The organism is Streptomyces sp. NPDC050546 (assembly GCF_044457425.1).
Classification (GTDB): Bacteria; Actinomycetota; Actinomycetes; order Streptomycetales; family Streptomycetaceae; genus Streptomyces.
This window is the reverse complement of the sequence record NZ_JBITGX010000019.1, coordinates 43872-69535: the sequence shown is the minus strand read 5'-3', so window position 1 is coordinate 69535 and position 25664 is coordinate 43872. Positions and strand designations below refer to the sequence as shown.

At 71.6% G+C, this 25664-nt stretch carries 17 protein-coding genes; 7 read left to right on the top strand and 10 right to left on the bottom strand.

Annotation, left to right across the window (positions count from 1 at the left end; genetic code table 11):
- Nucleotides 1-2: 2 nt before the first annotated feature.
- From ACIBK5_RS35890 to ACIBK5_RS35880, 3 genes are all read right to left on the bottom strand, one after another.
- Nucleotides 3-515, bottom strand: a complete 513-nt coding sequence (locus ACIBK5_RS35890) for a hypothetical protein (RefSeq protein WP_399026373.1) — start codon at nucleotides 513-515, stop codon at nucleotides 3-5.
- A 60-nt stretch (nucleotides 516-575) separates the two neighbouring features.
- Nucleotides 576-2309, bottom strand: coding sequence for an Ig-like domain repeat protein (locus tag ACIBK5_RS35885; protein ID WP_399026371.1), 1734 nt, complete (start codon nucleotides 2307-2309; stop codon nucleotides 576-578).
- A gap of 238 nt (nucleotides 2310-2547) precedes the next feature.
- Complete coding sequence (locus ACIBK5_RS35880) at nucleotides 2548-4377, bottom strand: phosphoenolpyruvate carboxykinase (GTP) (RefSeq protein WP_399026369.1); 1830 nt, start codon at nucleotides 4375-4377, stop codon at nucleotides 2548-2550.
- Nucleotides 4378-4704: 327 nt separating this feature from the next.
- On the opposite strand from ACIBK5_RS35880, the gene ACIBK5_RS35875 reads away from it, so the two are divergent.
- The 3 genes from ACIBK5_RS35875 to ACIBK5_RS35865 are packed head-to-tail and all read left to right on the top strand — an operon-like array spanning nucleotide 4705 to nucleotide 6844.
- Nucleotides 4705-5418, top strand: a complete 714-nt coding sequence (locus ACIBK5_RS35875) for a hemolysin III family protein (RefSeq protein WP_399026367.1) — start codon at nucleotides 4705-4707, stop codon at nucleotides 5416-5418.
- A 34-nt stretch (nucleotides 5419-5452) separates the two neighbouring features.
- Nucleotides 5453-6079 carry a TetR/AcrR family transcriptional regulator gene (locus ACIBK5_RS35870; protein ID WP_399026365.1) on the top strand — a complete coding sequence of 209 codons (627 nt, stop codon included), beginning with the start codon at nucleotides 5453-5455 and terminating at the stop codon, nucleotides 6077-6079.
- A 33-nt stretch (nucleotides 6080-6112) separates the two neighbouring features.
- Complete coding sequence (locus ACIBK5_RS35865; protein ID WP_399026363.1) at nucleotides 6113-6844, top strand: Mut7-C RNAse domain-containing protein; 732 nt, start codon at nucleotides 6113-6115, stop codon at nucleotides 6842-6844.
- A gap of 72 nt (nucleotides 6845-6916) precedes the next feature.
- Here the strand turns inward: ACIBK5_RS35865 and ACIBK5_RS35860 are convergent, their stop codons facing one another.
- From ACIBK5_RS35860 to ACIBK5_RS35840, 5 genes are all read right to left on the bottom strand, one after another.
- On the bottom strand, nucleotides 6917-9322 hold the full coding sequence (locus tag ACIBK5_RS35860; RefSeq protein ID WP_399026361.1) for a galactose oxidase-like domain-containing protein: 2406 nt from the start codon (nucleotides 9320-9322) through the stop codon (nucleotides 6917-6919).
- Nucleotides 9306-10520 (bottom strand): glycosyltransferase, encoded by a 1215-nt coding sequence (locus ACIBK5_RS35855; protein ID WP_399026359.1) that lies wholly within the window; start codon nucleotides 10518-10520, stop codon nucleotides 9306-9308. The genes ACIBK5_RS35860 and ACIBK5_RS35855 overlap by 17 nt, the downstream gene beginning before the upstream one ends.
- Nucleotides 10517-12169 carry an ArnT family glycosyltransferase gene (locus ACIBK5_RS35850; protein ID WP_399026357.1) on the bottom strand — a complete coding sequence of 551 codons (1653 nt, stop codon included), beginning with the start codon at nucleotides 12167-12169 and terminating at the stop codon, nucleotides 10517-10519. The genes ACIBK5_RS35855 and ACIBK5_RS35850 overlap by 4 nt, the downstream gene beginning before the upstream one ends.
- Nucleotides 12166-13485: a glycosyltransferase gene (locus tag ACIBK5_RS35845; RefSeq protein ID WP_399026355.1), complete on the bottom strand. Its 1320-nt coding sequence runs from the start codon at nucleotides 13483-13485 to the stop codon at nucleotides 12166-12168. The genes ACIBK5_RS35850 and ACIBK5_RS35845 overlap by 4 nt, the downstream gene beginning before the upstream one ends.
- A 146-nt stretch (nucleotides 13486-13631) precedes the next feature.
- Nucleotides 13632-15668: a thioredoxin domain-containing protein gene (locus ACIBK5_RS35840; RefSeq protein ID WP_399026353.1), complete on the bottom strand. Its 2037-nt coding sequence runs from the start codon at nucleotides 15666-15668 to the stop codon at nucleotides 13632-13634.
- Between the two features lie 237 nt (nucleotides 15669-15905).
- Between ACIBK5_RS35840 and ACIBK5_RS35835 the strand changes: the two genes are divergently transcribed.
- The 4 genes from ACIBK5_RS35835 (at nucleotide 15906) to ACIBK5_RS35820 (ending at nucleotide 24413) form a co-directional block, all read left to right on the top strand.
- Nucleotides 15906-19106, top strand: coding sequence for a tetratricopeptide repeat protein (locus ACIBK5_RS35835; protein ID WP_399026351.1), 3201 nt, complete (start codon nucleotides 15906-15908; stop codon nucleotides 19104-19106).
- 141 nt (nucleotides 19107-19247) lie between these two features.
- Nucleotides 19248-22076: a hypothetical protein gene (locus ACIBK5_RS35830; RefSeq protein WP_399026349.1), complete on the top strand. Its 2829-nt coding sequence runs from the start codon at nucleotides 19248-19250 to the stop codon at nucleotides 22074-22076.
- 13 nt (nucleotides 22077-22089) lie between these two features.
- Complete coding sequence (locus ACIBK5_RS35825) at nucleotides 22090-23427, top strand: CHAT domain-containing protein (RefSeq protein WP_399026347.1); 1338 nt, start codon at nucleotides 22090-22092, stop codon at nucleotides 23425-23427.
- A complete protein-coding gene (locus tag ACIBK5_RS35820; protein ID WP_399026345.1) occupies nucleotides 23424-24413 on the top strand; it encodes a hypothetical protein in 990 nt (329 codons plus the stop codon). Before ACIBK5_RS35825 ends, ACIBK5_RS35820 begins: the two co-directional genes overlap by 4 nt.
- Nucleotides 24414-24445: 32 nt before the next feature.
- Here ACIBK5_RS35820 and ACIBK5_RS35815 read toward each other — a convergent pair whose 3' ends face one another.
- Nucleotides 24446-24751 (bottom strand): hypothetical protein, encoded by a 306-nt coding sequence (locus tag ACIBK5_RS35815; RefSeq protein ID WP_399026343.1) that lies wholly within the window; start codon nucleotides 24749-24751, stop codon nucleotides 24446-24448.
- The gene (mca, locus tag ACIBK5_RS35810) at nucleotides 24744-25625 is read right to left on the bottom strand and encodes a mycothiol conjugate amidase Mca (RefSeq protein WP_399026341.1); all 882 of its coding nucleotides are present in this window, start codon (nucleotides 25623-25625) and stop codon (nucleotides 24744-24746) included. The genes ACIBK5_RS35815 and mca overlap by 8 nt, the downstream gene beginning before the upstream one ends.
- Between the last annotated feature and the right edge of the window lie 39 nt (nucleotides 25626-25664).

Below are 25664 nucleotides of genomic sequence, written 5' to 3'. Positions count from 1 at the left end.
CGTCACGGGCTCCCTTCGACGGCCCCGGTCCGCGCGCACCCGCAGCGACGCGCGGACCGGGCGCCACAGCACCGACTTGCCGCGCTCAGCGGCGCAATGCTTCGACGGGTGAGGGCGATCAGAGCGAGCGTCACCGCGGTCACCGCACAGACCGTCATCACGGGCGCGACGAAGCCGGGGACGGCCGCGGCGTACGAACCACCTGACGACATGCGGCAGTCGAGGGCGGGCGGCAGGTAGGACACGCTGTAGCCGCTCACCTGCCCGTACAGCGAAGGGTTCGCGTCCTGGCAGGCCTGGGCGGTGCCGCTCTCGTCGAGGAAGAGCGACACCAGGCCCCAGACCCAGGCGACCGCGGCGAGGGCCCCGGCGAGCGCGGCACCGCCGCGTGCCACGCCTCCCGGGCCGCCCCTGCTGACCGCGGGGAGGCCGTACCCGACGAGACCGAAGGCGGTCACGGCGGCGACGACGAGGCAGAGCAGCAGGGGCAGGGCGGCGGGGTACGAGGAGGTCATGGCGACCACCTCACCCGCCGCCGAGCTTCCGGACAAGGTTGTTGCACTGCTCGATGATCCCTAGCGCCTGACGTAGACCTCCGCCGACGCCGTCGATGCCTCGTGCAGGGCGTCGCCCGGCCAGCTGACCGTGTAGGTCACGTCGCGGTGGGTGCGGGGGATGTCGTTGATGGTGAAGGTGCCGTCCGCGGCGACGGTCACCGACGAGAGCGTGCCGGTGCCGAGGCGGTCCTCGCGGACGACCTTGAGTACCGCCCGGTCCGCCAGGGGCTTGCCCTGGGCGGTGAACGTGCCGGTGATCTCGATGCCGCCGGACATGGTCGCCTCGTCGGGGGCGGTGAGGGCGATCGCGCTGGAGGCCTTGCCCACCGTCACCGTGTGGGTGATGTCCGTGGCCGGACGGTGGGTCAGGTCGCCGAGGTAGGAGACGGTGTACGTGGCCTCGCCGAGGCGGTCGGGCTCGTCGAGGACCGTGAAGGTGCCGTCCGCCTTGACGGTGGCGGTGCCCAGATCGTGGGTGCCGCTCGCGTCGGTGCGGGTCGCCTTCACCTTCAGCGGCTCGGCGGGCGCCGGCCCGTCGTGTTCCAGCCGGCCGCGCACGGCGAGCGGCTCGCCCGCCACGGCCTGGCCGGGGCTGTGGGTGAGGCCGCCGGTGAAGCGGGCGTCGTACTGGACGGCGGGCGGCTTGATGATGTGCAGCCAGTACTGACCGCCGGCCGCGTTGGTGGTGACCGCGAACAGCCGGGACCCGTCCGCCGCCCACTCCATGCCGCGCGGCACGACCCGGTCGCCGTCGAGGCTGCCCTCGAAGACGAACTCCAGCGGGGTGGTGGAGTCGCCCGGGTCGGCGGGCTGCACCAGCAGGTCGGGCACGGCACCGGTGGCGGACGCTCCGCGGGCGATGTACTTGCCGTCGCCGCTGAAGGCGACCGCGCTGGCGGTGGCCCCGTCGGGCAGAGCCCGGTAGCCGGTCGCCGCGTCCGACAGGTCGCCGGTGTTCAGCAGCCTGGTGCCGGCCGTGGCGTCGGCGAGGGCGACCTTGCCGCCGTCGGCGGAGAACGCCAGGTCCTTGAGGTTCAGGGCGCCGTTGCCCTGACCGTCGGCGAAGCGCCGCGCGGCGTTGCGGACGAGGGCGCCGTCACTGGTGTCGTACACGGCGAGGAAGGGGTCGGCCGCCTTCGCGCCCAGCGGCTGGCCCATGAGCATGCGGTCCCCGGCGCCGGCCTCCAGCAGCAGATCGCCGTAGTCGTTCCAGCCGGTGCGGGTGTGCTGGCCGTTCACGATCCCGTCGAGGTGGGTCTCGGCGGTGGCGCACTGGGAGGTCGCGGACGCGTAGGGCGTCGTGAAGTAGAGCTGGCCGCCGGACTGGGCGACCTCCCGGCCGCAGGTGTCGGTGCTGACGGAGGCGACGGTGGTGCGCTGGTACGTGGTGGTGTCGAAGGCCTCGATACGTTCGCGCAGCCCCGCGTACAGCGTGTTGCCGTCGGCGCTGACCGCGAGGCCGGAGACATGGGCCTGGTTGGTGGTGAGGGTGGTGAGGCGCTCGCCCTCGAAGCTGTAGACGGCGATGGTGCCGGAGTTGAGGTAGTAGCCGACGTTGCTGTCCGCCACGAAGACGCGCTGGTGGACGTTGTCGACGGCCAGCGCCGAGTACGACGAGATCGGCAGCTTGGCCACGGCGTCCGAGGCCGCCGCGTGCGCCGCGGGTGCGGCGGCGACGGTCAGTCCGGTCCCCGCGAGTAACGCGGCGGACAGCGTGGCAGCGAGCCGTCTGGAACGGTGTGCGGTATTCAACTGTGCCCCCCACAGGCTGTTTCGCGGCCCCACCGGGACCGGTGGGGCGCCTGTAGAGCATGAAACAGGTGTGAAGATTCGGTGAGCAAGGGGGCGCGACGGGAACGACGAAGGCAGGGGCTCGCACGCCGTTGTGCGAACCCCTGCCTCCGGTACTGCTGTCACCGCGGCCGGCCGTGACGATGTTGCTGGTCAGGGCACTCTCGGTAGACCGGCCGCGGAGTCTTGGGTGCGGGTCTCAGCCCAGGCGCTTCACCAGCGCGCGGTACTCGTCCCACAGTTCCTTCGGCGTGTGCTCGCCGAAGGTGTTGAGGTGCTCGGGGACCAGCGCGGCCTCCTCGCGCCAGACCTCCTTGTCGACCGTGAGCAGGAAGTCCAGGTCGGCTTCGGACAGTTCGAGGCCGTCCGTGTCGAGGGCGCCCTTGGCGGGCAGGACGCCGATCGGCGACTCGACGCCCTCGGCCGTGCCGTCCAGGCGCCCCACGATCCACTTCAGGACACGGGAGTTCTCGCCGAAGCCGGGCCACACGAACTTGCCCTGGTCGTCCTTGCGGAACCAGTTGACGTAGTAGATCTTCGGCAGCTTGGACTGGTCCTTGTCCTTGGCCACATCGATCCAGTGGGCCATGTAGTCGCCCATGTTGTAGCCGCAGAACGGCAGCATCGCGAAGGGGTCGCGGCGCAGCTCGCCGACCTTGCCCTCGGCGGCGGCGGTCTTCTCGGAGGCCACGTTGGCGCCGAGGAAGACGCCGTGGTTCCAGTCGAAGGACTCCGTCACCAGCGGTACGGCGGTGGCGCGGCGGCCGCCGAAGAGGATCGCCGAGATCGGCACGCCCTTGGGGTCCTCCCACTCCGGCGCGATGATCGGGCACTGCGAGGCCGGGACGGTGAAGCGGGCGTTGGGGTGGGCGGCCGGGACGCCGGACTCCGGGGTCCAGTCGTTGCCCTTCCAGTCCGTCAGGTGGGCCGGAGTCTCCTCCGTCATGCCCTCCCACCAGATGTCGTTGTCGTCGGTGAGGGCGACGTTGGTGAAGACGGAGTTGCCCCAGAGCGTCTTCATCGCGTTGGCGTTGGTGTGCTCGCCGGTGCCCGGCGCGACACCGAAGAAGCCCGCCTCGGGGTTGATGGCGTAGAGCCGGCCGTCCTCGCCGAAGCGCATCCAGGCGATGTCGTCGCCGATGGTCTCGACCGTCCAGCCGGGGACGGTCGGCTCCAGCATGGCGAGGTTGGTCTTGCCACAGGCGCTCGGGAAGGCCGCGGCGACGTACTTGGCCTCGCCGCGCGGCGGGGTGAGCTTGAGGACCAGCATGTGCTCGGCCAGCCAGCCCTCGTCACGCGCCATCACGGAGGCGATGCGCAGGGCGTAGCACTTCTTGCCGAGCAGGGCGTTGCCGCCGTAGCCGGAGCCGTAGGACCAGATCTCGCGGTCCTCGGGGAAGTGCGAGATGTACTTGGTCTGGTTGCAGGGCCAGGGGACGTCCTCCTGGCCGGGCTCCAGCGGGGCGCCCAGGGTGTGCACGGCCTTGACGAAGAAGCCGTCGGAGCCGAGCTCCTCCAGCACCGCCTGGCCCATGCGCGTCATCGTGCGCATGGCGACGGCGACGTACGCCGAGTCGGTGATCTCGACGCCGAGCGCGGACAGCGGCGAGCCGAGCGGGCCCATGCAGAAGGGCACGACGTACATGGTCCGGCCGCGCATCGAGCCGCGGAACAGCCCGCCCTGGCCCTCGGCGCCCTGGAAGATCTCCCGCATCTCGGCGGGGGCCTTCCAGTGGTTGGTCGGGCCCGCGTCCTCCTCCTTCTCGGAGCAGATGAACGTCCGGTCCTCCACGCGGGCGACGTCGGTGGGGTCGGAGGCCGCGTAGTAGGAGTGGGGGCGCTTGATCGGGTCGAGTTTCCGGAAGGTGCCCTTCTCGACGAGCTCCCCGCACAGGCGCTCGTACTCGGCCTCGGATCCGTCACACCAGACCACGTTGTCCGGCTGGGTCAGCTCGGCGATCTCGTTGACCCACGAGATCAACCCCTGGTGAGTGGTGGGGACGGTGGGAGCCGCGATGTCGCGCGCCACGATTGCTCCTAAATGAGGGATTTTTGGTGATGTGGAGGCCCCGTGGGGGCTGCGACCCGGATGCTTCACGGTGAAACTTGGCGCTCATCCGGTGCCGACCGCACTCATTTGATCATCCGACGTCCGCGCCCATCTGTCCAGAGGAGCGCACAGGTGAGCAACGTGAGGATCGCCACGGTTTCTCACGACGCTTTGCGTGCACGTTGGGTTCATATGACCGTCCGTTTGCGTAACCATCGTTCGGCGACGGTGAGAGGATGGCCACTCTTCGTCGGCCAATCAGCTGGACTGATAGGTCACTTACGGTTCCGTAGCTACCATTCGGCCATGACTGCGTTCGTCCCCGACGCGCCCTCGGATACGCCGGCCGACGGCCGTGGCCCGGTGGCGCTCTCCTTGCCGCACCCGGTGAAGCCCAAGCTGCGCGGCTGGCTGCACCTCGGCATGTTTCCGGCCGTTCTCGTCGCGGGCCTGGTGCTGACCGCCCTCGCCGACTCGTCCAGAGGTCGCGTCGCCTGCGGTATCTACGTACTGACGGCGTGCCTGCTGTTCGGCGTGAGCGCGCTGTACCACCGGGGCAACTGGAGTCCGCGCATGGACGGCGTGCTGCGCCGTCTGGATCACGCCAACATCTTCCTGATCATCGCGGGCACCTACACACCGCTGACCATGCTGCTCCTGCCGGGCGCGAAGGGTCAGTGGCTGCTGTGGGGCGTCTGGGCCGCCGCGGCGGCCGGGATCGTCTTCCGCGTCTTCTGGGTCGGCGCCCCGCGCTGGCTCTACACGCCGTGCTACATCGCGATGGGCTGGGCGGCCGTCTTCTACCTGCCGGACTTCATGCGGACCGGCGGGATCGCCGTTCTCGTCCTGGTCATCGTCGGCGGGCTGCTCTACAGCGCGGGCGGCGTGGTCTACGGGATCAAGAAGCCCAACCCGTCACCGCGCTGGTTCGGCTTCCACGAGGTGTTCCACTCCTTCACCCTGGCGGCCTTCATCACGCACTACGTGGGGATCTCACTGGTGGCGTACCAGCACGCGTAGGCAGTGAATGCCTTTTGACAGTTACTGTCATGTCATGACGGCCCCGCGCACCACCCCCGCCGACCGCCCCCCGCTGGGACTCCGGGAGCGGAAGAAGATCAAGACCCGCCAGGCGATCCGCGGCGCGACCTACGCGCTGATCGAGGAGCAGGGCTACGACGCCACGACGATCGAGCAGATCGCCGACCGTGCCGAGGTGTCGCCGTCGACCGTCTTCCGGTACTTCCCTGCCAAGGAGGACATCGTCGTCACCGACGAGTGGGACCCGGTGATGCTGGAGGAGCTGCGGGCCCGTCCGGAGGACGAGTCGTGGGCCGATGTCCTCAGGCATGTGATGCGCAGGGCACTCGACCTGAGCCTCGCCGAGGAACCCGAGGTGACCCGGTTGCGGACACGGCTCGGGGTCGAGGTTCCGGCGGTCCGCGCCCGCATGCTCGAGAGCACCGCGGCCACCGGCGAACTGCTCCGCACCGTCCTCGCGGAACGCTCCGGCCTCGATCCCGACGGTCTGGAGCTCCGCGTGTTCGCCATGTCCGTGATGGGCGGGCTGATGGAGGTCTCCCACTACTGGGCCGAGACCGGCCACCGCGACGACATCCGGGACCTCGTCGACCGCGCCCTCGACGTCCTGGAACACGGCCTGCCGACCGGAAAACCCTGAGGCGGCGGCCCCTCGCCGTGTCATCCTGACCCGGTGAACGGTCCCGAGATCCACGTCGAGTTCGCCCCCGAGCTGCATGTGTTCGTCCCCCGGGCCCGGAGTGCGGGCACCGTACGGGCCGCCACCGACGGCGTCTCCAGCCTCGGCCATGTCGTCGAGTCGCTGGGCGTACCGCTGACCGAGGTGGGCGCCCTGGTCGTGGACGGCCGCGAGGTGCCCTTCTCCCACGTCCCGGCGGGCGGCGAGTCCGTGACCGTACGGTCCGTCGCACGCCCCCAGAAGGTCCCGGGCGCTCCCCTGCGCTTCCTCCTCGATGTGCACCTCGGCACGCTGGCCCGCCGGCTGCGGTTGCTCGGTGTGGACACCGCCTATGAGTCGACCGACATCGGCGACCCCGCGCTGGCCGCGCTGTCGGCCGCCGAGCAGCGGGTGATGCTGAGCCGCGACCGGGGGTTGCTGCGGCGGCGGGAGCTGTGGGCCGGGGCGTTCGTGTACAGCACCCGGCCCGAGGAGCAGCTCCGGGACTTCCTGGACCGGTTCCGGCCCGAGCTCCTTCCCTGGACGCGGTGCACCGCCTGTAACGGGGTGCTGCGTGAGGCGACCAAGGATGAGGTCGCCGACCAGTTGAAGCACGGCACGCATGCGTCGTATGACGTGTTCGCGCAGTGCACGGCGTGCGGCCGGGCCTATTGGAGGGGTGCGCACCACGAGCAGCTGGAGGCGATCGTGGAGCGGGCGATCGCGCTCCGCGCGGAGCGCCGTTGATGTGAGCGCCGCGGGGAACTGCGGGCCGTCTGGGGCTGGTCGCGCAGTTCCCCGCGCCCCTAGGAGGGGCGTTCAGCGTCTGGTCAGGTCTCCCTTGCCGCAGGCGGTTCCGTCCCTGTCGCGGTCCAGGCCCAGGGGGTCGTCCCTGCCGTTGATCTTCAGGCGGCCGTAGTCGTTGGCCTTGAGCCACGCGCAGCGGGCTGCCGTCGTCCTCTTCACCTCCGCCGGGAAGTCCGTCGGCACGCAGACGTTGATCGAGCCGTAGTGGCGGTCGCAGCCGGAGACGGTCGGGCCGACCTTCTGCGAGGTGCGCTTCTTGCCGGGCCCCGCGACCTTGCCCTTCGGCGCGTCGGCGAAGTCGTGGACATGTGCTGAGGCGTCCGTCGCCTTGAGCGCCTGCGGGCCCTGGAGGTGCACCCACTCGGCCACCGACGGCACTCCGTTGGCGTCGACCGCGAAGAGCATGTACCAGCCGGGCGGGGCCAGGTTGGGGTTGCTCGTGACGTTCAGGTCGACGTTGTCGCCGTCGACCGACAGCGGCAGGTCCACGAACCGCTGGTTCGGGTCGGAGGAGTGCGTCACGGCGGCCGGGCGGATCAGCTCGGCCTTGGCGATGGGCCGGTCGACGGTGATCCGCTGGGTGTCGCCGTAGTTCCACTCGGCGTCGATGACGGAAGTGATCTCCGGGCGCGGGCCCTTGAACAGGTAGGGCGGGCTGTACACCGACACGTCGTGGTTCCAGGAGCCGTTGCCGGGGTTGTCGCCGGTGGTCATCACACGGCCGTCGGGGAGCAGGAACGCCGAGGAGTGGTAGCCGCGTGCCTCGGGGTCGACCGCGACCGGGTCGAAGGTCTCCGACTCGGGGTCGAAGATCGACGTCTCGTACACCGGGTTGGCGCGGTTGTGCAGGGCGCCTCCCGTCTCCAGCACCTTGCCGTCGGGCAGGAGCACGGCCGAGACGTACATCTTGCCCTGGTTCCCGGTCTGCGGGACCGGTCCGTCGCCCAGGTCCACCGTGCCCTGCGGGATCGGCGGCCCGGCCACGTACGAGGGGTTGGGCTGCTTGAGGTCGATGATGTCGGTCAGGCGGTTCGCCTCCGGGTTGGAGTCGATGTTGCCGCCGCCGAGGGTGAGGACCTTCTGGTCCTGCGCCGGGGGCAGCAGCACACTCGCCGACTGGTCGCGCTCGTCCTTCTTCTGCAGGCCCGGCACCTGGGTGATCGTGTTGGCCTCGTAGTCGTAGAGCGCCGAGCCGGTGCCCGGGATGTTGTTGCCGAAGACATGGCTGCCCGAGTAGAAGAGGCGGCCGTCCTGCATGAGGATCATCGACGGGTACAGGCCCCAGTAGGACCAGGTCTGGTTGACCTTCCAGGTCGGCTGCCAGCTCTGCTCGGCCTGGGAGAACAGCTCGGCGGTGACCGAGCCGGTGGAGTCCTCGCGCAGTCCGCCGAAGGAGATGACGTCACCGTTGCCGAGGATCGTGGCCGACGGGTACCAGTGGCCGTCGTTCATGTCGTTGGTCCTGGCGTAGGTCTCGGTCTCCGGGTCGAAGATGTACGAGTCCTTGTAGCCCTGGTAGCCGACGCGGCCGTCCGCCGACGGATAGCCCTTGTTGCCGCTCATCACCAGCACGCGCCCGTCCTGGAGCTGCACGTGCCCGGCGCAGAACATGTCCTTCGGCGTGGGGACGACCTTGTAGGAGCCGTCCGCCGGGTCGTAGACGGCGCTGGTGAAGGTGCCGGCCTCGAACATCGACTCGTCGTTGCCGGAGCCCGCGATGAGCAGGACCTTGCCGTTGTGCAGGACGACGGAGTGCATCGAGCGGACCGGGTTCTGTGTGGGCAGTACGTCCCACTTGCCGTTCGCGCACTGCTCGGCCGTGCCCGTGCACCGCGGCGGCAGGACCGGGTCGGGGACCTGGTCCATCGTGTAGTCGTCGGTGGTGGCGGAGCCGGTGCCGTAGACGGAGACGCCCCAGGAGATGCGGTCGGTGCCCGCCGGGACCTCGGGGGTGCGGACCGTGGCCTCGGTCCAGTTCCCGGCCATGTCCAGCGTCTTGAGGTCGGTCCAGTACTGCCAGCCGGCCGTGGTGTCGTGCCGGAAGAGGGTGACGGCCGCGTCCGGGGTGGTCGTCTTGTACCAGAGGCCGAGGTCGTACTGCTTGCCCGGCGTCACCACCGGTGCGCAGTCGGCGGACTCGGTGATCAGGGCCTTGCGGTCGCCGTCGGCGCGGCGGGTCAGCTCGACCTTCATGGCCTTGCCGCCGGAGTGCGCGTCGGTCGTCGTGCTGAAGGTGAAGTCGTTGTCGCCCCAGCCGGACTTCTCCCAGCAGTACGGCATGTCACCGGTGCCGGCGGTCTCGAAGCCCGGGTTCTTGATCAGGTTGGCGGCGGAGGCGGTCCCCGGAGAGGTCAGCAGCAGGCCCGAGGTGAGGCCCGCCACGGCCAGGAGTGCGGTACTTCTACGACGTCTCTTCACACGACTCTCCTTGCTGTGCGGAGCTCCCGCGCACGGGCGTCTCACGTCCCCGGCGCGGCAGATAGACCAGCGCTTCGGTCCCCGCGAAGCGCAGGACGAAGGTCGTCACCAGCGCGAGCGCGGTGGCGGACAGCACGCCCAGGTGGAACTGGTGCACGAACAGGGCGATCAGCGGGATGCGCAGCACCAGATCGGCGTTGGCGAGCAGCGCGAACCGCCCGGCCCGGTCCCACCAGCGGCGGTGCCGGCGCCGTTCGCGGAACAGCAGATGCTCGATGAGCAGGAAGTTCCAGGCGACGCCGAGCTGGTTGGCGAGGATCTCCGCCGGTACGTAGTGCATGCCGAGCGCGGTCAGCGCCCACAGGCCGAGCAGGTTCGGCAGGAAGCCGGTGAGCCCGATCAGGCCGAACCCGACCATGCGCGCCCCTGGCGAGGCGGTACGCAGCCCCGCCAGGTGGCGCAGGAAGCGGAAGCCTTCCTGGGCGGTCGACTTGGACTCCCCGGCGAACCGGTCCTGGAAGACGAAGGGCACCTCGGTGACCGTGCGCGGGCGGCTGCGGACGACGAGTTCGAGGAGGATCTTGTAGCCCAGCGGCTGGAGCACCTCGGCCGTGACGGCGCTGCGGCGGATCGCGAAGAAGCCGCTCATCGGGTCGCTGATGCCGCGCAGCCGGCGCGGGAACAGCGCCTTGGTCAGCCAGGTCGCCCCGCGCGAGACGAACACCCGGTAGCTGCCCGCGAGCCCGGCCCGGCTGCCGCCCTTGATGTACCGGGAGGCGACGACCAGCCCGGCGTTGGCGCGTTCGCCGGTGGCGACCAGGTCGGGCACGAGGGACGGCGGGTGCTGGCAGTCGCCGTCCATGACGACGATCCAGTCGGAGGTGGCCGCCTTCATGCCCTCGACGACCGCGCCCCCGAGCCCGCCCACCGGCTCCTCCCGGTGCAGCACGGTCACCGGGAACGGGCAGTCCCGCGCAGCCTTCTGGATGACCTCGGGCGTGTCGTCGGTGGAGTCGTCCACGAAGACGACCTCGCAGGGCAGCCGGGCCGGGACGGCCTCGGTGATCCGGTGCAGCAGCTGCCGTACGTTCGCCGACTCGTTGAACGTCGGTACGACGATGGTGACGGCGCCCGGTTCGGGGATCTCGGTGGTCCCGGTCTCGACGACCTCACCGGGGACGGTGGACTCCTGGCTCATCGCGCGCCTCCGGCGGACGTCTGGATCTGGCGGATCTCGATGCGGTCCTCGCCGGTGCCGAAGGTGGCGACCGGGTCCGAGTGCTCCATGGCGGCCTTGACGTTGGGCAGGTCGGCCGCGTCCCGCCGCACCGTCGGCGAGGCGACCACGTAGTCCAGGTCCTTCCAGCCGCGCGGCATCGTCTTCGTCACCGCCGGGTCGAGGTCGGCCTTGTAGAACCAGATGACGCCGAGCCCGGGCCGGTAGCCCTGGTGCACCAGGTCCAGCCAGAGGGCGTCGTCCACCAGCACCCGGGTGCGCTCCGGGTCCTCGACCTCCGTGGCCAGCCACTTCGAGGCCGCCTGGTAGCCGGCGTTGGCGTCGGTGGTGACGGCGATGCGGGCACCCTCGTACCAGCGCGGTACGACGTAGGCGCCGGCGGCGAGGGCCAGGACCGCGGCGAGCGCGTACCGGCCCAGACTGACGTACCGTTTCTCCACGTCGGAGCGCCGACGGCTCAGCACCGCGTGGGCGACGGAGGCGGTGCCGCCGGCGAGGACGAGCGCGAGGAACGGCAGGGCCTGGATGACGTACATCGCGGGCAGATAGCCGTTGGGGCGCAGGGCCAGCGCGGCGAAGATCGCGACGGCCAGGGCGGGTCCGGCCAGCGCCCGGGCGGTGACCGACCAGCGCCAGGTGACGAGCAGCAGCAGGGCGCCCGCGAGTCCGCCGAGGGGCAGGATCCTGTCGTAGTAGAGCCACGACTGGAGGACGCCCCAGGAGCCGGAGCCCTGGTCGAGGATGAAGCCCGAGCCGGGTCTGGTCATCTGGTACTTGACGCCGTCCCAGAGGGAGACGTGCCCGGCGCCCGGCAGCAACTCGCCCTTGAGCAGGGCGAACAGCGGGTACGAGAAACCGATCAGCGCGCAGGCCGTGACGGCTCCGGTGAGGGCGAACTTGCGGGTGTCCTTGTGGCTGTGCCGCCACATGGTGAGGAACAGGGCGGGCAGGACGACGAGCATCGTCTCCTTGGTGAGGACGGCCGTGGCGGCCGCGATGCCCGCGCCGAAGTGGTGCCAGAGATGGCGGCTCGGGGACGCGGCCAGGGTGAAGGCCAGCAGCGTCCACATCACCGCGAGGTTGTCGAGGAAGATCTCCCGCTGGAGGACCACGGACAGCGGCGAGAGCCCGAAGAAGACCATGCCGAGCCCGGCCGCCCAGCGGGGCAGCGCCAGACGGCGGCCCAGCACATAGACCAGGACCGCGCTGATGCCGCTGATCAGCAGCATCGCGGCGCGCATGGTGCCCACCGTCATCGACTCGGGGCTGATCAGCGCGGGGATCCAGGTGAGTACGGCGATCTGGATCCAGCCGAGCGGCGGGTGGTCGTACCAGTAGGTGTAGTGGGCGAGGCCGTTGCCCTGCTGGACCGACCAGGCCTGGGCGAGGTAGGTGCCCTCGTCGTCGCTGAGGGCCGGGTAGTCGGCGATGTTCCAGCCCTGCACGGTGAGGGTCGCGACCAGGAGGACACCGCACAGGATCAGGTCGGGCCGGGAGGAGCGCAGCCGGCTCGGCGGCTCGGGTGTGCGACGGGCCGGACCGGCGCCCGGCACACGCTGCCGCTGCGCGGGGACCTTCGGGGTGGTCGCCGCGGGAAGGGTGGAGGTCACGCGGGGACGTCCTCTCGGGTCACGGGTACGTCCTCGACGTCCTCACGGGTGTGCGGGGCGTCCGCCCGGGTCGCGGCCGTCGCGTCGAGATGCGCGCCGACATGGGTCGTCAGCTCCCAGTCGTTGCGGCCGCGCTGCTCACGCCATACGGCGCGCACGGCCGCCCCGGCGAGCAGGACCTGGTAGAAGGGGCCGCCCAGGACCAGCTTGAGGTAGTGCGCGAAGCGGACGCGCAGCCCGTACTGCCTGCCGAAGTCGTGCAGTCCGACGATCTCGAAGACGAAGGTGACCAGGGCGGTGACGGCCGGCAGGAAGGTGATGAAGGCGATGCCGACGGGCACGTCCAGGAACAGCGCGACCGCCACGTTCAGCGGGATGACCAGGCCGGTGAAGGCCTGCATGAACGGGGTCATCAGGGTGTAGCGGGCGAGCAGCCGCTGCCCGAGGGTGGGCAGTTGCTTCCAGTCCTTCTTCCGGTACACCTGGAGGAACCCCTGGTTCCAGCGGGTGCGCTGCTTCAGCAGGGACATCAGCGAGCCCGGGGTCTCCTCCCGGGTCACCATGTCGGAGTCGTAGGCGACCACGACCTTCTTGCCGACGCTGGAGAGCCTGACGCCCAGGTCGCAGTCCTCGGCGAGGCAGTTCGGATCCCAGCCGTCGGCCTCCCTGAGGACGTCCGTGCGGACGAAGACGGTGTTGCCGCCGAGCGGAATGAAACCTTTCTGCGCGTGCAGATGGAGCCGCGAGCGGAACCAGAAGAAGTACTCCAGGCAGTTGCGCAGGCTGTACCAGCTGGAGTGGAAGTTGATCAGCTGCACACCGCCCTGGACGACGTCCGCGCCGGTGGTGCGGAAGGCGTGGTCGACGTGCGCGAGGAGCTCGGGGTGGACCTGGTCCTCCGCGTCGAAGACCCCGACGACGTCGCCGCGGCAGTGCGGCAGGGCCGTGTTCATGGCCTTCGGCTTGTTCTTCTTCTCGTGCGTGTCGACGACGACACGGACCCGTGGGTCACGTGCCGCGGCCTTCTCGGCCACCTCGGTGGTCTCCGGATCGTCGTGCCCGACGATCACGATGATCTCGAAGTCGGTGTGGCTCGACTCCAGCAGCCGCTGGATCGTGTGGTCCAGCACCGCCTGTTCGTGCCGGGCGGGCAGCAGCAGCGAGAAGGAGACGTGCTCGTCCCCGTCCGGGCTGCTGAACCGCGTGGAGGCGAGCACTTCCGGCGTACGCCAGGCGTGCATCTGCCACCACAAGGTGAACGCCGCCATCCAGAACAGGGCCAGTGACACGGCAGCGATGAAGACAGACGTCAGCAAACAGATCCCCCCAGATCCCAGAACCCCCAGTGGTGACAGTGGGCCTGTGTGGCCCCATCCGTCACATCACTGTGCAGAGATTAAGGGGGAACTGTGAAGCTCGGGGGCCGTTCAGATAAAGAGCACGTTTCCGTTGATTCGCGACTTCAGCTGCTCAACACCGCACGCAACCTTTCAACTTCGGTCGTCGGGGCGTCACATGTGAAGTTACGGCAGACATACGCGGCCGGTTCACCGCCAACCAGCGGACGGCCCGTGAGCAGCGGGAACTCGTCGCTCTCCGGAGCGCCGACGGCGACGACCGCGCCCGGCGCGGTGCCCAGAAGCGCCGTGCGGTGCAAGGTCCTCGTGCCCTCGTGATCGAGGGACGGCCCCACGATCGCGACCTCGCGCGGCCCGTCCAGCGCGGCCTCCGCCGCGGCGAGCCCCCAGCCGACGAAGCGGGGCACGCGCGGCCCGAGTGCCTTGACGACACCGAGGGCCTTCTCGGCGGCGGTGCGGTGGGGCTCGGATCCGGTGTGCGCCGCATAGCCCAGCAGGGCGTTCGCCGCCGCGGTCCAGCCGGACGGTGCGGCGTTGTCGGTCGGGTCCTGCGGGCGGCGGATCAGCTGCTCGGCGTCGGCGGCCGTGTCGTACAGCGAGCCCGACTCCGGGTCGGTGAAGCGGACCAGGACGTGGTCGAGGAGGAACCCGGCGAACTCCAGCCAGACGCCCTCACCCGTGACGGACGCGAGCGCGAGGAAGCCCTCCGCCACGTCGGCGTAGTCCTCCAGCACGCCCGCGTTGGCGCCGGCGTGGCCGTCCTTGCTGGTGCGGGTGAGCCGGGCCTGTTCGTCGAGGTGCAGCCGCACCAGGAGATCGGCGGCGGCCCCGGCGGCCTCGACGAGGTCCGGCCGGTCGAAGTAGGCGCCGGTCTCGGCGAGCGCGGCGATCGCGAGCCCGTTCCAGGCGGCCACGACCTTGTCGTCCCGGCCGGGCGCGGACCGCTCGGCCCGCGCCGCGAGCAGCCGCTCCCGCACCGAGGCGATCTTCCCGGCGTCGACCAGCCCCTCCTGCTGCTGGGGCAGCTGGAGGACGGAGGCGCCCGCTTCGAAGGTGCCCTCCTCGGTCACGCCGAAGTACTGCGCGGCGAGCTCGGCGTCCTGCTCACCGAGCACCTCACGGAGCTGCTCGGGCGTCCACACGTAGTACGCGCCCTCGACGTGCTTGCCGGTCCCGTCGTCACTGTCGGCATCGAGGGCGGAGGAGAACCCGCCCTCGTTCGTGCGCAGTTCGCGCACCATGAAGTCGGCGGTCTCCAGGGCGACCCGGCGCGCGAGCTCCGAGCCGGTGGCACGCCACAGGTGGGCGTACACCCGGCACAGCAGGGCGTTGTCGTACAGCATCTTCTCGAAGTGCGGCACGACCCAGTCGCGGTCGACGGAGTAACGGGCGAAGCCGCCGCCGAGCTGGTCGTAGATGCCTCCCCGGGCCATGCGCTCGCAGGTGTCGGACGCCATCTGCAGGGCACCTTCGGCGCCGGTCCGCGCGTGGTGCCGCAGCAGGAACTCCAGCACCATGGACGGCGGGAACTTCGGCGCCCCGCCGAAACCGCCGCGCTGCGGGTCGTACTCCCGGGTCAGCCCGAGCAGCGCCTGCGCGAGCTCCTCCTCACCGGGGGTCTGCGCGTCGCCGTAGGAGATCTCCCGGCCCGCCAGATCCCGGACGATCTTCCCGGCGACCTCGGTGACCTCGTCCCGCCGCTCCTCCCAGGCCTGGTGCACGCCCTGGAGCACCTGCCGGAAGGACGGCATGCCCTGGCGGGGGGCGGGCGGGAAGTAGGTGCCGAAGTAGAACGGCTCGGCGTCCGGGGTGAGAAACACGGTCATGGGCCAGCCGCCCTGCCCGGTCGCCGCCTGCACGGCCTCCATGTAGACGGCGTCCACGTCGGGGCGCTCTTCGCGGTCGACCTTGATGCTCACGTAGTGCGCGTTGAGGTCGTCGGCGGTCTGCTGGTCCTCGAAGGACTCGTGCGCCATGACGTGACACCAGTGACAGCTGCTGTAGCCGACGCTGAGCAGTACGGGCACGTTCCGCTCGCGGGCCTCCTCGAAGGCCTCCGCCGACCAGGGCCACCAGTCGACGGGGTTGTCGGCGTGCTGAAGGAGGTAGGGGGACGTCTCGTGCGCCAGTCGGTTCGGCATGGTGTCCATCCTGCCGCAGTACCCCGCTGGCCACGCGTCAGGCGCTGCCCGGGCGACGCTCCCGCCGCACGCCCGCCGAGCACGCGGCGCGCCGCCGGGCCCGTGTCTTCACACAATCGGGCGGGGCACGCCCCCTCGCAACGATGCGCCGTCCGCAGCACACTTGACCAAGAAACGACCGAGCACACGACCGAGGTGACCGCGGAGAACGCCGTTGCCGCCGGAGGGGGACGTGACATGCGGGACAGTCATCGGGCGGAGGCCGAGGGGCTGTTGGCGCGGGCCGTGGAGGAGGAGGTCCGGCGGACGGGCGGGCGCGGCGACGGGAAGGTGCTGCTCGCGCGGGCGCGCGGCGGCCTCGACGGGATGGCGCGGAGCGCGGCCGAGGAGTACGAGGCCTACACACGCGCCCTGGACGAGGCGGCGGCCGGGCAGCTCACCTTCGGGCAGCGGTACGCCCGTGAGGGCGCCGGGACTCCGCTGCTGGTGGCCGGGGTCGCGGCGGTCGCGGCCGTCGTCGCCGACATGGCCCTCGGTACGGGCACCGGGACGGCATTGGGCGCGGGCGTGGCCGTCGGGGCCGTGGGCGCCGCGGCGACGGTCGTGAAGGTGGTCGGCTCGCATCTGCCGGCCGCGAGCCGCCGCGCCGGGGCCGTGAGCCAGCCGGGCGGCCCTGAACAGCTGCGGCTGCAGTGGCTGACGGCGCTGGAGGTACGGGGCATCCGGCCGTTCCTGGACCAGCAGCGGGTGCTCGCCGCCTCCACCGGGCCGAAGAAGACCGGGCCGCGGCTGCGGGGCGCCGACAAGAGCGCGGCGGCGCGCGGGCGCAATGTGCTGGAGCAGTCCTTCGCGCAGCTCCCGGATCCGGCGGAGCCGTTCGCGGGACGGCGGCCGGAGCTGGCGCAGATCCGGCAGTGGGTGCAGGCGGCCCGCGCGAGCACGGAGACCCAGCCGACGGTGGTCGTGCTGCACGGCACGCCCGGCAGTGGCCGTACGACGCTCGCGGTACAGGCCACCCACGATCTGCGGGACTACTTCCGCGGCGCCTGCGTCGTCGATCTGCGCGCCGAGGGCCCGGCCGGGTCCCCGCTGTCCGTCCGCGACGCCCTGCTGCATCTGCTCAACCGGCTCGGCGCGCCCCGTGAGCAACTGCTGTTCCGTGAGCGCTCCTCCCCCGACCAGCAGGTCAAGCGGCTGAGCGAGCTGTACCACCAGCATCTGACCGGCCTGCCCGTCACGATCGTCCTGGACGACGCCTCGGACGCCGAACAGGTCCGCGCCCTGGTCCCGGAGCGGTCCGACAGCCTGGTGCTGGTGACCGCGCGGGGCCCGCTGGAGCCGGCCGAGCTGCCCGCGCGGGTGCATCAGCTCGCGGTGGAGCCGCTGGACGCGGCAGGGGCGGAGGAGCTGCTGGGCGCGGCGGCCCAGGACCGTTCCGGGCCGTACGACGCGGAGTCCGCCGACCGGGTGCGGGAGCTGTGCGGCGGGCTGCCGCTCGCGCTGCGCATCGTCGGCTCGTGCCTCGGCCCGCGCTCCCCGCGCGCGCTGGCCACGGACCTCGGCGCGTACGGCCCCGTCGAGCCGGTCGAGCGCGCCCTGTGGCTGCGCTACACCGACCAGTCCGACACCGTACGGCGGCTGCTGCGCCGGCTGGCCCTGGCCGGCCGGGCCTCGCTCGGCGCCGCCGCGGCCGCCGCGCTGCTGGCGACGGACGAGGCGGAGGCCAAACGCCACCTCCAAGCCCTGACCCGCGCGGGCCTGATCGACCACGTCCGGGGCGACCGCTACCGGCTGCACGACCTGGTCCGCGCCTTCGCCCAGGCCCGGCTCCTCGACGAGGAGGAACCCGCCGAGCGCACCGCGGCGCAGGAGCGGCTGATCGTGAACTACGCCGAGCTGGCGGACTCGGTACTGCGCATGGTCGACGGCAACATGTCGACCCGCACCAACCGCTTCAGCCCGTACGGCTTCACCTCCCTCGACGAGGCGCTGCGCTGGCTGGACGACGAGTCGAGCTTCATCACGGCGGCGCTGCGGCACGCCGAGGGCGTGAACCAGGCGGCGGTGCTGAACCTCCTGGGCGCCCTGTGCGACTACTGCCTGCTGCGCGGCGACCTCTACCGGCTGGGCGAGATCAGCGAGCTGGCGCAGGCGGTGGACGAGGGGCTGCTGGTCCGCTCGGTGCAGTGGCGCACCGGCATCGCGGCTCGGCAGCTCGGCGAACTCGACAAGGCCCGCACCACCCTCGCCTCGGTCGTCGACCTGTACCGGGAGGCCCATCACGACGCGGGTGCCGCCCGCGCCCTGTGCTCCCTCGGCATCACCCTGCACCATCAGGGCAATCTGACGGAGGCGTCGGCGAAGCTCCGTGAGGCCCTGGCCCTGCAGTCGTCCGCCGAGCTGGCGACGGACCGGGCGTGGACGATGCACGCCCTGGCGGCGGTGGAGCGGGACCGGGCCCGGGTCGCGGAGGCCCTGGAGCTGCTGACCGAGTCCCTGGTCCTGCACCGCGCCGGCGAGTCCGTGCACGGCCAGGCCTGGGCCCACTTCCAGCTCGGCCAGCTGGGCCTGCGCATGGGCGACGTCCCGCGCGCCGAGTCCGAACTGCGCGCTGCCCTCGACCTCTACGGCCGTACCCGCGACGCCCGAGGCGAGGCCTGGGCCCTGACCCAGCTGGCCCGGGCCCTGCTGGTCGCCGGCGACGCGTCCCCGGCCGTGGAGGAGCTGCGCGGCGCCGCGGCCCGGCACCGCGACAACGAGGACGCGCGAGGTGAGGCCTGGACCCTCTACTACCTGGGCCAGGCCCTGGAGGAGACGGGCAACCTGGACCAGGCGGTCCGCGAACTCGAACGCTCCCGCACGATGTTCTCCCGTATGCGCGACGTCTACGGCCTGGCCTGCGCCCGCCACCACTCGGCCCGCGTCACCCGCGACCAGCGCGCCGCCCAGACGGGCTCCCTGCGCAACTCCGGCTTCGCCCGCCAGCTCCTGGTGGACGCCCGCGCCGACTTCCAGCGCATCGGCGTCGCCCACGGCGAGGCGTGGACCTGCCTGGAACTGGCGGTCGTGGACGCGGGCAACGCCCGCACCCAGCAGGCGCTCGCCCTGTGCGACGAGGCGGCGGACCTCTTCACGTCCTACGGCGACCGCCGGGGCGAGGACTGGGCCCGCTTCCTGCGCTGCACCCTCCTGCCGTACGCGGCCCCGGGCGGCGCGGAGGTCGGCACGGCCGTCGCCCAGGAGGAGCTGTCCCAGCTCTCCCGCGCACGCCATCCCCTCCGGGACGACAAGCTCGACGAGTACATCGACGCCTGGGCCCTGCTGCTGGAACGGGGCGCGAGCCTGGAGGCGGGGTGGCAGGCGTGGGGTCTGGGGATGACGCCGAGCCGGCATGCGCGGGAGGTGATGGGGGTGGTGGTCTCGACGGAACGGGGGTGAGGCGGGCCCGGAGGGGTCATTGTCGGACGTTTCGCTGACGGCGGGACCTGGGGACTGCAACCGTTGACGGACAGTGCCGAGGGGCGGGCCGACGGGGGGAAGCCATTGGTACAGGACCCGCGCGATCCGACACCGCCGCCGATGTTCGGGGAGTTCTTCGGGCGGGCGGAGGAACTCGGCCGCATCGGGACGTGGCTGGAGCTGCGCACAGCCCCGCCCCCGCCGTCCGGCCGCAGCCTCCCCACCCTGATGGTGCTGCACGGCCCGGCAGGCGTCGGCAAGTCCGCCCTGGCCGCCCAGGCCGCCCAGCGGTGCGCCGTGCGCACGCACTGGATCTCCCTCCACGACGCCACGCTCGCTGACGCGGAACCCGCGCTGTTACGGCTGCTCGGCGAGAGCGGCGGGTCACGCGCGGCCATCGTGGATGCGGCCCTGGGCGGCGACCGTGCTTTCCGGCGCACCCTGCGCGGCGAGCTCACCCGGCAACTGCGCGACCGCCTCGTCGTACTGGACGGTCCCGCGCACCAGGTGGTGCGGGCCCTGCTGCCCTTCCTGCGTGACTGCCGCGGCCTGGCGGTGCTCGTCACCTCACGGAAGGAGTCCGGCTGGCGGCGCATCGGGGCGCGGCTGCTCGCCGTCGATCCCCTGGGCCTCGAGGCGAGCAGGGATCTCGTCGCCTGGATGGTCGCCGGAGCGCCCTGGAGGGACCACGGCACCTGGTACGGGACCGCGTCCTGGCCGGCCTCCTTGGTGGACGCGACGCAGGGGCTGCCCGCACTCGCCCGGATCGCGCGCTTCCTCATCGCCCAGAGGGCGGCGCCGCGGTCGGAGCCGCGGCCGGGCGAATCAGGGCCCGGGCTGCTCGTGCGGCTGGCCCTGGAGGACTGTACGGCCGAGCAGCGGGCATTGCTGAGACTCCTGGCGGCGCGGAACTCCGGGGCGCCGTTCACCCCGCGCACCGCGGAGTTGCTCTGCTCGCCGGACGGCGACACCAGCGACGTGCGATCCGTGCTGAGCGGTCTGCTGGCCAAGGACCTGGTGCAGCGGTGGGACGGGATCTACTGCCTGCCCCAGCCGGTGGCGGACGTCGTACGGGCGGCGGAGCCGGTGGCTTCGGCAGAGGTGGAGACGGTCACGGCCCGGTGGGCGGAGCGCGCCTTGCAGGGCGCCGCCGCCGCACTGGACGGCCGCCCCCTGCCCGAGCACCAGGTCGGCCCTACACCCGAAGGACTCGACCCTCGGGAACTCGTCCCCCACCTGGACGAGTTCCTGTCCCTGCTCACCCACAGCGCGCACCGGGGACGACAGCAGGACGCCATCGCGGACGGCCTGGCCCTGCTGCTGGCCGTCCTCGGTGACACGCACCGGCTCGTGGCGCTGCACCGGCTGTGGCCCATCCTCTCCGTACGCCGGGCGCTCAGCTCGCTCGCCGCCGACCTGGGCCTGCCGGCGCAGGCCGGAGCACTGTACGACACCGACAAGTGGAGCAACCCGGACGCCGTCCACCACGCCGCCGCCCTCTGCCACCGCTCGGGGCAGCTGTCCGCCGCGCTGAGAGTGCTGGACGGACTGCTCGGCGACGATGCCCGCCCCGACGACCGGCACACGGCCTGGGCACTGCTGGTCCTCGGGGCCGTCCGGTGCGACCAGGGCGAGGTGGCGGAGGCCGAGCGGGCGCTCCTGCGGGCAGCCGCCCTGCACCGGGCCTCAGGGTGCCGGCGCGGGCTCGGCTGGACGCTGCTGCACGGTGCCCGGGTGTGCCTGCTGAGCGGCCGGGACACCGAAGCCGGCCGCCTGCTCGACGAGGCCGACGAGTTGCTGCTGTCCGTGGCGGACACCCGCGGCGGGAACTGGGTCACGACGGGGCGGCTCCGGCTCGCGCTGCGGCGCGGGGAACTGGAGACCGCCGATGAACTGGGCCGGCAGGCACATGCACAGCACCACCGCGCCGAGGACGTCCGCGGAGTGGCGTGGACGACTCTGTACAGGGCCCTCCCGAGTGTGGAGCAGGGCGACCTCCGCCATGCCCGTGGGGCGCTGGCGAGAGCCGCGCAGCTCTTCCAGGCGTGCGGAGACGACCTCGGCAGCGCCTGGACGGAGCACCGGGAGGTTCTCCTGCCCTCCGTCGGCGACGGTGCTCACTCGGCACCCGTACTGGTGTCGCTGGGGCCCGTCTGGGCGCGGTTCGGGGAGATCGGATGCCCGCTCGGGACGGCGTGGACCGAGCTGGAGATGGCGGCCCGCCGCAGGCCCAGCGACGTCAACGTGCCTCTCCTGGACTCGGCGGAGGAACGCTTCCGGGCCCTGGGAGACGCGTACGGCCTGGCGTGGACGGCCACCGTCAGGGCCGCACACCGGAACCACCTGCACGGGGACGGTCCGCGCACGGTCGGGGCCCTCGTCGCCTCCCTCCGGCACGACATCCCGGTCCCGGACCCGGAGCGACTGGTTCGGGACATCACGCTGTTCTGGGAGGCCGGGGGCGTGCTGGGAGGCCGGACCATCCCCTCCCACGCTCGCGACACCGTCGCCGTCCGTCACACCGGCCCCTGGTTCCTGGAAGTGCCCGGCCGGACCGGCCCCCACTGCCGCGTCCGCGTCACCCTCCTCGACGACAACCCCGCCGAGGACACCACCGCCCGCCTGCTCCTGCGGGTCTCCCCGGAGGACGGCCACCCCTGGGGAGCCTCAGGGGCGGACCGGCCCTGGCTGACGGTGACCGCCTCGCCCCTCACCGCCGCGTCCGTCGACCCCGCAAGCGCCCTGCTGCGCCCCTCGGAACAGGCCGCGCACGGCGCCGAGTTCACCTTCACCGCGCACCGCACCGGCACCCACCGCATCCGCTTCACCATCGCCCTCGAACGCACCGGGACGGTCCTGCAACAGGTGGAAACAGAACTCGACATCCTGGATCACGACGAGCACGGCGGCCTGTCCTCGCCCGAAGCCGTCACACACCGAGGCCGCTAGGAACGCCCCGCGCATGCCAAGAGAGCTTCACGTACGCATCGTCCAGGACCCCAGCCGCGGCTTCACGACCCTGCCCGACGCGCTGACCGAGGGGCCGGACATCACGGTGTCCCTGGACGTGCTGGGCGACGACCGTCTCAGGGCACGCCTGTACGGCCCCGCCGTGCCGTCGTTGCACGGCACCGAGCACAAGGTGGACCTGGCGGTGCATCCGGCCGAGGTGCGGTCCGCCGCGGCCCGGCTGTGCCGGATGTGGAAGGAGGTCCTCGTCGACCACCGTCCCCTGACGGCCGACGGCCGGCCGGTGCCGGGCGAGCCGGAGACGCCGTACGCGTCCCTGGTCGACCTGCGCTCCCGCCCGGTGGACGAGCTGACCACGCTCGTGGAGGAGCTCGCCCTGGTCGGCTCGGAGTTGCTGTACGGCACCCTGCTGGGCGGCACCGACCCGCGGATCGACCGGTTCCGCAGCTATCTGACGGAGGCACTGGCCGGGGGCGAGGGCCTGCGGGTCCGTTTCGACTCGGACCTGCATCTGCCCTGGCCCATGGTGTGCCTGGCGGCGGAGGACCTGCCGCCGGGCACCGGGCACCCGGCGGAGACCCTCCCCGCGCTCTTCCGCCGCTTCCTCGGCCACCGCCATCAGATCGAGCAGACCGGCGGTGCCTATCCCTGGCTCGACGGACTCCGTGACGCCCCCGAGGTGCCGGCCGTGAGCCTCAACCACGACACCCGCGTCGACCGGGCCGGCCGCACCCGGGCCGCCGACGTGGCGGCCCTCCTCGCCAAGGGCACCCGGTTCGTCGAGCGGTCCACCTGGCGGGAACTGGTGAGCGCGCTGGCCCGATCCGATCTGTGCGAGCAGTTGATGTACTTCTGGTGCCATGGCCGCTTCGCCTCCGACGGGCCCCAGCCGCCGTCCCTGGTGCTCAGCCTGACGGACCAGAAGAGCATCGACGCGCACACGATCCGCGACCGGCGGCGCCGCTTCGGCGTCGACCACCCGTTCCAGCCGTTCGTCGTCCTCAACGCCTGCTACGCGGGGCTGCCCGAGGGAAGCACGGACGCCAAGTTCCTGAGCCGGGCGTTCGTCGACGCGGGGGCGCGGGGTGTGCTGGGCCCGCAGATAGAGATACCCCAGGTCTTCGCGGCCGAGTACGCGCTGGAGTTCCTGACCCGCTATCTGGACGGGGCACAGACCGCGGGCAGCATCGCCCTCGCGGTGACCAGGCACTTCGCCGACGAACTGCACAACCCCCTGGGCCTGGCCTACGCCCTCCACCACGGCATGGACACCCGGCTGGAACGGGCCGCCGCGCCCGACGCGGACGCCGAGCGGGAGGTGCCCGTATGAGTCTTCTGGATGTGCCGGTGCGCATCGTCGACCTGGGGCCGGACGGCTGGCTGCTGGAGGAGACGCACCGCGGCCCGCGTCCGGTACCCGCCGACCGGCTGGCCGACCACTTCCACGAGGAGCTGTCCCCGCCCGCCTGGGCGACGGACCTCCTGGTCTATGTCCACGGCTGGCAGACCGACCCCGAATCGGCCCTGGTGGCGGTCCGCCGCCTGCTGGCCCTCGCCACGGCCGAGTACGAGCGCCGCCCGGTCATGTACCGGGGGCTGCGGCCGTGGCGGCCGTGGACCGTCCTGGTGCGCTGGCCCTCCCGCTCGCTGCCCTCGCTCGGGGGCTACCGGCGCATCCGCGACCGGGCGCACGCCATGAGCACACGGGGCCACGCCGCCCATGTCATCGGCCGGCTGCTCGGCTATCTCGACGGCCGGCGCGGGGACCCGGCCGCCCCGCCCGTCCTCGCCAACCGCGAGGGCCAGTATCTGCATCTGATCGGCCACTCCTTCGGCTGCCGATTCCTGTGCGAGGCCGTGCAGTGGGCCGCCGACGAGCCGCTCACCCTGGGCTGGAGCACACCGGAGCCGCCCGGCCGGCCCTTCACCGTCGACTCGATGCTGCTGTTGCAGATGGCGGCTCCGCGCGACGCCTTCGCGACCGGCTTCCCGGCCCTTTCCGAGGCGCCGCTGCGCGGCCCCGTGGTGGCGACGTACTCCCAGCACGACCGCGCCACCGGCTTCTGGCACCTGCGGGCCGAGAAGCGGGCGGGTCTCGGCCACGCGGGCATCGGAACCGCGCCCGCCCCCGTCTCGGCGGTCCGGATGCTGCCGCCCGCCGAGCCCTATCCCCTCAGCGCGCTCGACCATCGCTTCGTCAGCGTGGACGCGAGCGACGTCTTCGTCCGGGGGCACGGCCCGGCGGGCGCCCACTCCGACCATCTGCGGCCGGAGACGGCGCACCTGCTGCTCTCACTGGCCGATCACAGCCGGTGACAGCGCGCTGCCGCCGAGCGGCCGCCGGGTGGTCAGCCGTTCGCGGACGGCTTCTTCGCGGACCCGGCGGCGCTCTCGGCGGACTCCTTCGACTCGGACTCCGAGGCCGGCTCCGCACCCGCCTCCGCCTGCTCGGCCTTGGGGTCCGGGACCTGGGTGAAGTCGACCCTGTTCATGTGCCGGCTCATGGACTTCATCAGGGCCCACACCGCCAGGGCCATCGCCGCGAAGACGATGAAGCCGAGGACGCCGGGGGTGACCTTGTCCTCGTCGACCTCCTTGGCGAAGGAGACGAGGTGCGTCATTGCCAGGCTTGCGCTTCCGCTCATGTCAGGCATTGTCGCGGACGCCCGCGAAGAGGTCGTCCTCGGGGAGGGAGGTATCGGCGAGAGACTTCGCCAGCTCGTACTCCTCCGTCGGCCAGACCTCCTTCTGGATGTCCATCGGCACCCGGAACCAGCCCCCGTCCGGATCGATCTGCGTGGCGTGCGCGATCAGCGCCTTGTCGCGGATCTCGTAGAAGTCGGCGCAGGGCACGTGCGTGGTGAGTGTGCGCTGCTTCATACCGAACTCGTCCCAGCGCTTGAGCCAGTCCCCGTACGGCGACTCCAGGCCCCGGTCCAGCATCGCCTGGTGCAGCGCCTCGGTGCGGGGGCGGTTGAAGCCCTGGTTGTAGTACATCTTCAGCGGCTGGTACGCCGGGCCGTACTCGTCCTCCGGGTACTTCTCGGTGTCCGCCGCCCCCTCGAACGCGACCATCGAGATCTTGTGGGTCATGATGTGGTCGGGGTGCGGATAGCCGCCGTTCTCGTCGTACGTGGTGATCACCTGCGGGCGGAAGGCGCGGATCTTCCGCACCAGCTCCCCGGCCGCCACGTCGACGTCCTCCAGGGCGAAGCAGCCCTCCGGCAGCGGCGGCAGCGGGTCCCCCTCGGGCAGCCCCGAGTCGACGAAGCCGAGCCACTCCTGCTTCACCCCGAGGATCTCCCGGGCCTCGTCCATCTCCTTCTTGCGTACCTCGTGGATGTGCTCCTCGATGTACTTGTCGCCCTGAAGCTTGGGATTGAGGATGGAGCCGCGCTCCCCGCCCGTGCAGGTCACGACCAGCACGTCCACCCCCTCGGACACGTACTTCGCCATGGTCGCCGCGCCCTTGCTCGACTCGTCGTCGGGGTGGGCGTGCACGGCCATCAGTCGCAACTGGTCAGTCAAGACTCAATCCTCAGTAAGTCGGCGCCCTGTGTGCGTCGG